The following is a 10,722-nucleotide window of genomic DNA, read 5'->3' as shown; positions in this document are numbered from 1 at the left end:
CAACGAAAAGTATGAATAATTCAGGAACAAAGTTTTCGCTGGTCAGTTCGTGACTATTTGTTTTAAAAACTACTGAACAATTGCTCGATCTGGTCAAATTCACTCTGGCTTAAGTTAACGTCCACAGCGGCAACATTGCTTTTGACTTGGTCAGCGTTTCGGGCACCGGGGATCACAACACTGATGTCTGGATCTTTCAAATACCAAGCGATGATCGTTTGTGCGACCGTTGCCCCATGTCCATTAGCAATATTACGCACTTCATCTAAAGCGGAAGTGATCGTTTGATATTGCTTTTGAGAAAATTGTTTAAATTTGTTGCTATCTTCAGGACCATATTTGCCAGTTAACAAGCCGGCAGCCAGTGGGAAGTAGGGCACAAATGAAATTTGATTTTCTTTGAGATAAGGAAATTCTGTTTGTTGTGCTCCACGATGGACCAAACTGTAATTATCCTCGGCAATATCGACAAGCCCATCGGCATTAGCTTCCTTGAGCTGGTCAGGGGAGAAATTAGAAACACCGATCGCACGGATCTTGCCGGCTGTTTTAAGTTCACTTAAAGCGCCGACAGCCTCAGCCTTTGGAGTATCTTTATCCGGAAAGTGAATATAGAAGATGTCGAGATAGTCGGTTTTCAAACGTTTTAAAGCATCATCGACCGATTTTTTCAAAAACGCAGGTGTGTTGTTGAATTCACCATTTTTGCTTGGATCATGGGCAGCTTTTGTAGCGAGCACTATCTTGGAACGATCATAGTCTTGGATGACGTCCCCGATGATCTCTTCAGAACGACCATTTCCATAAGCAAAGGCAGTGTCCAGCAAAGAAATACCGGAATTCAGTGCTTCTTTGACCAGTGCATAGCCATTTTCGTCTTGTAGATCGCCGAATAGGTTATGCCCGCCGACCTTGTTAGTCCCTAACCCCAGAGCATTAGAAACAGTGACGTCACTTTTGCCAATTGTAACTTCTTGAGTCATTAAAGGATCCCCCTTATTTTGAAAAGCAAGTTTGTTCTTGCGTTATTAGCTTAAGTATAAAAGAATTAAGCAGTAAATTAAATTATTTTGTTTTACAAACTAAGGCCGATAATTTAAGAAAACGTTTATGCATTGCAAGAAAAAGTGGCTGACTGATTAAGTTATTCTCCAATCAAAAGAGAAGCAGCCGGTCAAAGTTCTTATGCAAATTCAGCGTGGTTCAAGCGATGAACATGCACTCCATCTCAGTTGAAGTTATCACGGCAACTGAAAGCGTGGTGCCAAGACAATGATTTTTTCCAATTGGCTGAGCCGGAACACTAATTTGTTACATAAAGCGATTCACAATTCAAAACGAAAACGTTCAGCTAAATTGAGCGGATCATCCTTTAGTTTGCCGTACTCGTCGATCAAAGCATGAAACTCTTGCGCTTCAATGGGCGAAAAATCTGACTGCAGTTCAACTTTTAGTTTCAGCTGCTCATAAGTAAAATTCTGGCCGGTCAATTTGCGGAATAATTTTCTGGCATAAGCATCCGCAACGAAAGCTGAACGATCAAACAAATAGAGCAGCAAGACGTCAGCTGTTTCAGCACCGATCCCAGGAATTTTTAGCAATTCATGGCGAAGGGCAGGTGTTTGTAAACGGCTAAGTTCTTGAAAATGGTCTTGATACATGGTTAAAATATTTCTTAAATACTTTGCTTTGGCATGGTAAAATCCGCTTGGCCTGATCAAGTGTTCCAGTTGCTCATTTGGCAAACGACGGATCACAGAAGCGTCAAAAGCAGTGACTTGGCGTAAGTTTTCCAGTGAACGGGCAGCAGAGTTCCAGTTGGTATTTTGGACTAGTATCATGCCGCATAACATTTCGGTAACGCTATCTGCTGGCCACCAGTTTTGTGGTCCCAGGTAATCAGCCAGAGTTAAATAAAGTTGGTGTAAATTTTTTTTCAAAATTGGCCCCTTTCTTGAAATTAAAAATAAAATTGTGAATTTATCTCAACACTTTGGACAATAACATAGAAATTCACGCTCTTTTTTATTATAATATGTTGTGAAAGAAAAATTTAATGAAAATAAGCATTCAAGAAAAATCTGTTAATTGCAAAGCCGTAGACGATTAGTATATGGTTTTTGTAGATTTTCAGCCTGACAAAATAGTTGTGGAGGATCAATTAATAATGCAAGAAAATGCGGGGATTAAATTATTTGCGCTTAATGGGAATCCAGAGTTGGCAAAAAAAATTGCTGATCAGATGGGCGTTACTTTATGTCAAGCTTCTGTCAAACATTTTAGTGACGGTGAAATACAGGTCAATATTGATGACAGTGTTCGTGGCGATGATGTTTTTGTGATCCAATCGATTTCAGAACCAGTCAACGAAAACTTTATGGAACTAATGGTCATGATGGATGCTTTACGTCGTGCCAGTGCTGGTTCTATTAATGCAGTCATCCCATATTATGGTTATGCTCGTGCTGATCGTAAGGCCCGTTCTCGTGAACCGATCACGGCTAAGTTGATCGCTAATTTCATTCAACTTGCAGGTGCTGATCGGGTCATCACAATGGACTTGCATGCTGGCCAGTTGCAAGGTTTCTTCAATTGTCCAGTGGATCATTTACTGGCGATCTATGCGCAAGCCCAGTACTTTAAAGATTCTGGGATCGCCGATGACGTCGTTGTAGTTGCGCCTGACCACAATGGTGTGAAGGCTGCCCGTAATTTGGCTGAATTATTGAAAGCTCCGATCGCGATCGTGGATAAGCGCGATGATACACGGATCGATCCTAAAAGTGCGATGGTCATTGGTGATGTCGCAGGTCACCAATGTATCGTGTTCGATGATCTGATCGATACCGGTGGCAAGGCCTTGGACGCTGGGCTTGCCTTAAAGGCTGCCGGTGCTGGTGATATCTATGCTTGTGCCACTCATCCGATTTTATCCGGCAACGCTTCTGAAGAGTTAAAAGAATCTGAATATAAGGAAATAGTTGTCACAGATACGATCCAGATCCCAGAGCAAAAGCAATTTGACAAGTTAAAAGTTTTGTCGATCGCACCTATTTTCGCAAAAGCATTAACTTTGATCTATCACAATCAGTCAGTTGATACATTGTTTAGCAAAAAAGATAATATTTAAGTTTTGTAAGCCATATTAACCCTGAACAGCAGTGGGCGGTATGGCTTTTTTAGTGCATTTCTAGCAAAAAATGAAGTTAAGCTAAGAAAATTAAAAATAAATTAAAAAATGGTTGCAAGTATTTTGGCTTTGATGCTAGAATTTAAACATGTGAAAAATAAAATGAAATGAGGGATTTTTTTGACGAAAGATCTGACTGAAAAAGATTTACAACAATTTAAAACAGACTTAGATGAGGTCCCCGCCAGCAAAGCATTGGCTCGAGCTGTACAACAAAATGGTGTGCTCAAGTCAAGTGCGGACCATACTTTTTTGAAAAACTTAGACCGCACATTTTCAGTTGAAGTTGAGACGGATTCTGTCACCAATCAAAAACAAAGCGGGCGTTGCTGGCTGTTTGCCACTCTCAATACTTTACGCCATGATTTTGCCAAGAAATATAAGGTGAAAGATTTTCAATTTTCACAAAATTATAACTCATTTTATGATCGGTTAGAAAAGGCCAACAAAATGTTGGAAACTGCGATCGAACTGATCGATCGGCCGGATGATGACCGCGAGTACCTGGCAATGTTGCAGTGGGGTGATACCGATGGTGGTCAGTGGGCTAACGGAGCTGCTTTGATCAACAAGTATGGTTTAGTACCTCAAAGCGTCATGCCTGAAACTTACAATAGTGAAAAAACGAGAGAAATTTCAGACGTCTTAAATTATAAGTTGAAAAATGATGTTGTTGATCTGCGAGCTCATTACCAAGCAGGTGCGACAGAAGATGAGCTGCGTGGAGACAAGAAAAAACAACTTGCCGAGGTTTACCGGATGCTGGTTTATGCCTTTGGTCAACCGCCAGTCAGCTTTGATTTTGAATATCGTGATGATGACAAGAAGTACCATCTCGACCGTGATCTGACGCCGCAAGAGTTTTTCCAAAAGTATGTGGCAGTTGATTTTGACCAATATGTTGTTTTAGCTGATGCGCCTGATCATGAAAGCAATCAGAATTTTGGCATCCCAAGTCAAAATTATATTTTTGACGGCAAGCAAGTTGAGTTGGCAAACGTGGGCTTGAAATCGGTGAAAGATGCTGCGATCGCTTCTTTGAAAGACGGCAAGACGGTCTGGTTCGGCTGTGATGTGGGTCATTATTCTGACCGGCAGCTCGGGATCTTAGCAGCGGAATATTTCCAAAAAGCGGAGTTGTTTAACATTGATCTGACGATCACTAAGGCGCAACGTTTGGCAACACGTGAGGGTGAATGTTCTCATGCCATGACATTGACAGGAGTCGACTTGGTTGACGGACAGCCTACCAAATGGAAAGTAGAAAACAGCTGGGGCGATAAAGTCGGCGAAAAGGGTTACTTCATCATGTCAGATGAATGGTTCGACCAGTATGTCTATGAGGTCGTTGTCGAGCGGAAGTACCTGACTGCAGATGATCTGAAAGTTGTCGATTCACCTGCAAAGGCACTTAAACCATGGGATTCGTTAAGTTAAAAATGTTTTTTGATTTGACTAGGAATAGAGCATAATGAAAAAGAAATTGTGATGAAACCAGTCGCATACAGAAATAACACGAAATTCGAAAAAATTTTGTGTTATTTTTTATCTACTTAAAAAAAACAATTTGTTCCAGTTTCATTTAAATTAATATTATTTAGTTCTTGCGTGCTGCAGTTAAAGCCAGGACTAGCCCAAAATAGGCTAAGTTTTGATAGTTAACATTACCGCCATCAGGTAAATCAGGGAACGATGTGAGCGGTAAGAATGTATGAAAATTTTCTGACACACTTGGATTTTTGCATACATTAAATCATAAAATAATGTAAATATTCGTGTATTGCTATTGATTTGAAATTTATACATGGTATACTTCGAAGTGTTTTATATTTGAATAACACAGCATAGGAGGGGCTAATTTGCCAACAAAAGTTACCAAAGAATTCACTGCTAATTTACCAAAAGCCGAACTACATTTACATATTGAGGGGACGCTTGAGCCAGAGCTGAAATTGAAACTTGCTAAAAGAAATCATGTCGATATTGGACAGACAACAATTAAGGAAGTACAAAAGACGTACGAATATGATGACTTAGCTTCTTTTTTGGCGGTTTATTATCCGGCGATGGAAGTTTTGCAAAAAGAAGAGGACTTTTATGAATTAGCTTTTGAATATTTACAACGGGCAGCCGCAAATAATGTCCGGCATGTTGAAATTTTCTTTGATCCGCAAGCACATACTAGCAGGGGAGTGGCATTTGAAACAGTGATCAATGGACTTTATCGGGCTGTTGTTGATGCACGTGCCCTTAATGTGGATGCCGCGTTGATAATGTGTTTTTTACGTGATTTTTCGAAAGAATCGGCGCGAAAGACTTTGTTGGAGGCTTTGCCATATAAAGATAAATTTATCGGGATCGGCTTGGATTCTGATGAACACAATAATCCTCCTCTGAAATTTGCCCGCCAGTTTGAAGATGCGGCTGCAGAAGGTTTACATTTGACGGCTCACTGTGACATTGATCAGAAAGATTCTATTGAGCATATTCGTCAAGCATTGGAAATCATGGGAGTTGAGCGCCTAGATCATGGAACTAATATCGTTGAAGATATTGATTTAGTTCAATTTGCGGCTAAAAATAAGATCGGTTTGACTTCTTGTCCACTTTCAAATGGCTATGTTTCGCCAGAAATGAAGGGTAAAGAGGTTCTTGAATTGTTGAGACAAGATGTAAAAGTTTCGATCCACTCAGATGACCCTGCTTATTTTGGCGGCAACATTGGAGATAACTACTATGCAATCGCTGAACGTTATAACTTAACTAAAGATCAAGTCGTAAAGTTGGCCCGCAACTCATTTGAAACTTCGTGGATCAGTGAAGAGAAAAAAGCTTTGTATATACAAGAACTCGAAGATTATGCAGCTGTTAATTAGAAAATATTAACTTATTTCGTACACTAAAATAAGTCCAGTAAGTGACAAATTAAGTCGCTTACTGGACTATTTTTCAACTTTTAATGCAGTTTGTAAAAACCGAGGCTGATGATTGCGATCACGGCGGCTATTACTCCAGCAATTGTAGTTAAATTATTAGTGCTTTGGGGAGTATTCTTTTTTGGCGCAGCCGGTTGCTTAAGTTGCGCTGTTTGTTGTTCGAGAGACCTTGCATTTTTCTTGGTTGGCGGCAGAAGTTGGGGTTGCAATGAGTTTGGGACTAACTGCTGTCTTTGCTGGCTTTTTTCTGACAATTGTAGGTTCTGATCTTTGGTTTGCTGTGCAACTTCTTTAGGAGTTGGCATTTTTTTGTCAGCAGCAGGTTTAACAACTGGTAAGGTCGTTTCTGCAACTGCACTTGGGAGCTCTTCTTTCGTGTAGCTGATCTGCTGGTCACTGATCCACGTGCCGTCAGTTGTCAAACTGAGCTGCCATTTAGCTAAGTTGCACTTATAACCCTTTAGCTCAAGTGCTGGGACAGTGATCGATGGGCCCCCTAGAATCGCAGTGACCTGCGGCAGAGTGATTTCTTGCGTTTTTCCATCGACTAAAACAGTTAGCTTGGCATCTTCAGTCACCGTTGGTCGTGTGTAAGTGACCGCGGAAGTAACCAGTTCCCATTCTCCTGTTTCAGTCAGCTGCAATTCTAGTCCGCTGTCTGAAACGTTAGACTGGTAACCGTCAAGCTCTGGGGCAGCAATAGCGATACTGGGGCCTCCAGGAACCCCGGTAACTTGTGGGATCGTAAGCTCAAACGTTTGTCCATCTTTAGTGACAGAAATGTGTGCATCTTTAGTCACGACGGCAGGATCAGAGATCGTTTTGCGATATTCCACTTGCCCTTGTTGAATGATAGAGCCATCTGTATTAACTTTGAGTGCTACTTGCTGTTTTTGTTGTTGGTCGACATAAGTTGTGTAACCAGTCATTTGCGGCACGTCGATCGTGATCTGTCCCGGCTGGATGTTGGCGGGGATGGAACCCCCTGATACGATTTTTTGACTAGGGCGTCCATCGATAAAAATAGTGAGAGACACATTTTGAGGTGCAGTTTGTGAACTAAGTGTCGTTTCGACTTCCTGCGCCTTAGTTTGGCTGGTTTGGGCAAATACCAGTTCACTGCCTAATAAACTGAGACTAATAACCGTTATGTAATATGTATACCTTGAAAATTTCATATTTTCCCCTTATTTAAACGTAAACCCCTTAATATAGGGCTGACCTTCAGCTCTAATCTTTAATTATAGATGACATTATTCTCTTGAGCAATAACTCTTTGTTACGCTATTAAGTTTGTTTTTCAAACTCTTAAACTCTTATTCGTGCAAATAATTAAAAATGCTAAAAAATAGCCCAGCCACGATGTGAATCTCACATTTGGCTGAGCTATTTGATGAGCTTATACTTGAGCTGCGACAAACAAGAAGTTCCGCTTGACTGCGCTCTGTTTTTGTAGTCGAGTTCCGTGAAACAGAAAGTTGCGCTTATCCAAGTCTGGCATTACAACGCTAAGTCCGCGTTATAATACCAGACTCCGATATGCTCGCTTTCTCTCGGTTTTACTCTGCTCTGTTTTTTGTACTTGAGCTGCGACAAGCCAAAACTTTCCGCCCAATCAACTCCGCATTATGACAAATGCCTTTCTTGTCATGATGCCCGAGTCCCTTGGTGCTCAAGTTTTCCCGGCTTGTTCCACTCTGTTTTTATAGTCGAGTTCCGAAACCCAGAAGGTTGTGCCTAGCTAACTTCCACACTATATTGCCAAGTTCGCAATATAGCATGAAAGCCTGCTAGTGCTCACCTTCTTCCCGGGTTTCTTCACTCTGTTTTATAGATTCTTATATACTGTTTTTCTCTGGACTAATTTAACCACTTCTACGATCACTATCATTAAGAACACTGCTCCAAAAATAATTCCCCACTGTGTCAGGTTCAGTGTTGTGACATGGAAAATATTGTTGAAACCAGGAATGAAGATCGTGGCTGCTAAGAGCACTCCAGAACCAAGGATCGCCCAGTTGAAGAAACGATTCTCAAATGTTTTTGTCGTAAAGATCGAGCGGTGGATCGACTTACAGTTAAATGCATGACCTAACTGCAGCATACCTAACGTGATAAATGACATCGTCAGCGCATCGGCGTGCACCATATCTGAGCTTTGATGGACTGGATCCAAAATTGCCAGCAAGTAAACTCCCAGTGTTAGAAAACTTTCTAAGATCCCCTGATAGATGATGCTTGAACCAACGCCGTTTGATAGAAAAGTCGATTTCTCGCCCCGTGGTTTGTGTTCCATCGCATCGGGTTCTCCTTCTTCGACTCCCAGTGCGATTGCTGGGAAAGTATCAGTTACCAGGTTGATCCACAATATCTGGACCGGCAAGAAAATGTCCCAGTTGGCAAATGTCATGATAGATAACGTTAAAACTTCACCTAAGTTAGCTGACAGTAGATACTGAACTGCTTTTTGAATATTGGCGAAGACTTTCCTACCTTCTTCGACCGCTGTGATGATCGTAGCGAAATTATCGTCTGCTAAGACAATATCGGCGGCTCCCTTGGAGACCTCTGTCCCAGTGATCCCCATGCCGACACCGATATCCGCAGTTTTTAATGCAGGGGCGTCATTAACCCCGTCACCTGTCATTGCCACGATCTTACCATGACTTTGCCAAGCCTTCACGATCCGCACTTTGTGTTCGGGTGAGACTCGAGCGTAAACGGAATATTTGTCAACATTTTGTCGTAATTCTTCATCTGACAATTCGTCCAATTCGCTGCCGGTGATCACGCCTTGATCGTCGCCTTTTTCAATGATCCCCAGGCGCGCTGCAATTGCTTGGGCTGTTTCCTTATGATCACCCGTGATCATCAATGGGCGTATCCCAGCTGCCTTAGCTTCTTTGACAGCATCCTCAACTTCTGGTCGTTCAGGGTCGATCATTCCAGTCAAGCCTACAAAAATCAGGTCGTTTTCGTAAGCCTCTGATGTTGCTTGCTGTGCGACTTTTTCAACCGGTTTGTAGGCATAAGCCAAGACACGCAAGGCACGGTGTGCTAAACGACTATTGGTGTCTTCGATCTTCTGGCGGTCTGCGGGTGTAATGTCTCTGACTTGACCGTCAACAGCAATCTTTGTTGTTCGCTTCAATAAGACATCAACCGCACCCTTAGTTAAACAGTAGATCTTTCCATCCTTGTTTTTTACGATGGCACTCATCAGTTTGCGGTCTGAGTCAAATGGCACGGAATCGAGCCGTTTATATTGTTGTTCGATCTCAGCTGGATCATCTTTTTTATCAATGAAATACTGAATTAAAGCCGTTTCTGTTGGATCGCCCAACAACCCGTCTTTAGTCCGCTTGCTATCATTGGCTAGCAACATGATCGAGGCCATGCGTGACGATAACGGTAACGCATAGTCGCTGACTTTCATTAGTTTCTGATCAGTGAAGATCTGTTCGACCGTCATTTTATTTTGCGTTAAAGTCCCAGTTTTATCGGAGGCAATGATCTCTGTTGTGCCTAGAGTTTCCACGGCTGGCAGTTTACGGACCAGCGCATTTCTTTTAGACATCGTTTGTGTCCCTAATGCCAACGTGATCGTCACGATTGCCGGTAAGCCTTCTGGAATGGCAGCTACAGCTAATGAGATCGCGGTCAGCAGCATATCAAATGGAGTTTCACGTCCAGTCACTGTACCGAAGATAAAGATCACGGCTGCGATGACTAAGATCAAAACACTTAAGATCTTGCTGAGATGATTGATATTTTTTTGCAGGGGGGTCGTTGTTTGTTCGACTCCGGAGATCATGCCGGCGATCTGTCCGACCTGAGTCTCCATTCCGATCCCCGTCACGACGGCCTCTGCAGTTCCATAAGTCACATTGGTATTCATGAAAGCCATGTTGTCTTGGTCACCGATCCCGGCTTTTTCATCTGTCAAGATTTCGCTGTTCTTTTCAGTCGGAACTGATTCGCCAGTCAATGCAGACTCTTCGATCTTTAAATTGTGTGCTTCTATGATCCTGGCATCGGCCGGCACTACATCCCCAGCCTCTAGCAAAATAATGTCTCCTAGTGTGACGTTATTGCTTTGAATCTGTTGGATCTGACCAGCGCGTCGGACCCTAGTATAAGGTGTCGTCATTTCTTGCAACGCATCGATCGCGTTTTCTGCTTTGGATTCCTGAAAGACACCGAAAGCAGCATTCAATACAACTACCAAGAAGATGATCAAGGCATCAGAAGCTTCACCGATCAGTAAAGAGATGACCGTCGCGATCAGCAAGATAATGATCATCAGGTCTTTAAATTGATTGATGAATTTTTGTAGAATTGTTGTCCTTTTTTCACCAGCCAGCTCATTTTTACCGTATTTTTGAAGTCTGTCTTCTGCCTGCCTTTCTGTTAAACCATCCTGTGTTACATCCAGTTTCTTTAAAACATCTTGGGTGGGATCTTGATAGTAGTTTGCATTCAATCGCTGGACCTCCTTATAAATTTTTACTTGAATGTTATTTAAAACGGGAAACTACCGTCCTTAAGATTATCCTACCATACGATTTGAATAAAATGAAAATGATATCTTTGGAA

7 protein-coding genes are annotated in these 10,722 nt (G+C 42.0%); 3 read left to right on the top strand and 4 right to left on the bottom strand.

Going from position 1 to position 10,722, the window contains the following annotated elements:
* Positions 1-62: 62 nt before the first annotated feature.
* Complete coding sequence (locus FC65_RS01375) at positions 63-983, bottom strand: aldo/keto reductase (RefSeq protein WP_010497154.1); 921 nt, start codon at positions 981-983, stop codon at positions 63-65.
* Positions 984-1,325: 342 nt separating this feature from the next.
* A complete protein-coding gene (locus FC65_RS01370; protein WP_056971271.1) occupies positions 1,326-1,940 on the bottom strand; it encodes an endonuclease III domain-containing protein in 615 nt (204 codons plus the stop codon).
* A gap of 227 nt (positions 1,941-2,167) precedes the next feature.
* On the opposite strand from FC65_RS01370, the gene FC65_RS01365 reads away from it, so the two are divergent.
* The 3 genes from FC65_RS01365 to add all read left to right on the top strand — a co-directional run bounded on the left by FC65_RS01365 (position 2,168) and on the right by add (position 6,066).
* Positions 2,168-3,130 carry a ribose-phosphate diphosphokinase gene (locus FC65_RS01365; RefSeq protein WP_010497158.1) on the top strand — a complete coding sequence of 321 codons (963 nt, stop codon included), beginning with the start codon at positions 2,168-2,170 and terminating at the stop codon, positions 3,128-3,130.
* Positions 3,131-3,310: 180 nt separating this feature from the next.
* Positions 3,311-4,627, top strand: coding sequence for a C1 family peptidase (locus FC65_RS01360; RefSeq protein ID WP_056971270.1), 1,317 nt, complete (start codon positions 3,311-3,313; stop codon positions 4,625-4,627).
* 422 nt (positions 4,628-5,049) lie between these two features.
* Positions 5,050-6,066, top strand: coding sequence for an adenosine deaminase (gene add / locus FC65_RS01355; protein WP_056971269.1), 1,017 nt, complete (start codon positions 5,050-5,052; stop codon positions 6,064-6,066).
* A gap of 80 nt (positions 6,067-6,146) precedes the next feature.
* Here the strand turns inward: add and FC65_RS01350 are convergent, their stop codons facing one another.
* Both FC65_RS01350 and FC65_RS01345 read right to left on the bottom strand, forming a co-directional pair.
* Positions 6,147-7,304 carry a hypothetical protein gene (locus tag FC65_RS01350; protein ID WP_056971268.1) on the bottom strand — a complete coding sequence of 386 codons (1,158 nt, stop codon included), beginning with the start codon at positions 7,302-7,304 and terminating at the stop codon, positions 6,147-6,149.
* A 650-nt stretch (positions 7,305-7,954) separates the two neighbouring features.
* The gene (locus FC65_RS01345; protein WP_056971267.1) at positions 7,955-10,609 is read right to left on the bottom strand and encodes a cation-translocating P-type ATPase; all 2,655 of its coding nucleotides are present in this window, start codon (positions 10,607-10,609) and stop codon (positions 7,955-7,957) included.
* Positions 10,610-10,722 lie beyond the last annotated feature (113 nt).

The organism is Ligilactobacillus acidipiscis DSM 15836, assembly GCF_001435755.1.
GTDB classification, from domain to species: Bacteria; Bacillota; Bacilli; order Lactobacillales; family Lactobacillaceae; genus Ligilactobacillus; species Ligilactobacillus acidipiscis.
This window is presented reverse-complemented; position numbering and strand designations above follow the sequence as displayed.

Bases quoted from the DNA above. Each gene is read 5' to 3' on its own strand.
- FC65_RS01375 (WP_010497154.1), bottom strand. From the start codon at position 983: ATGACTCAAGAAGTTACAATTGGCAAAAGTGACGTCACTGTTTCTAAT.
- FC65_RS01365 (WP_010497158.1), top strand. From the start codon at position 2,168: ATGCAAGAAAATGCGGGGATTAAATTATTTGCGCTTAATGGGAATCCA.
- FC65_RS01350 (WP_056971268.1), bottom strand. From the start codon at position 7,304: ATGAAATTTTCAAGGTATACATATTACATAACGGTTATTAGTCTCAGT.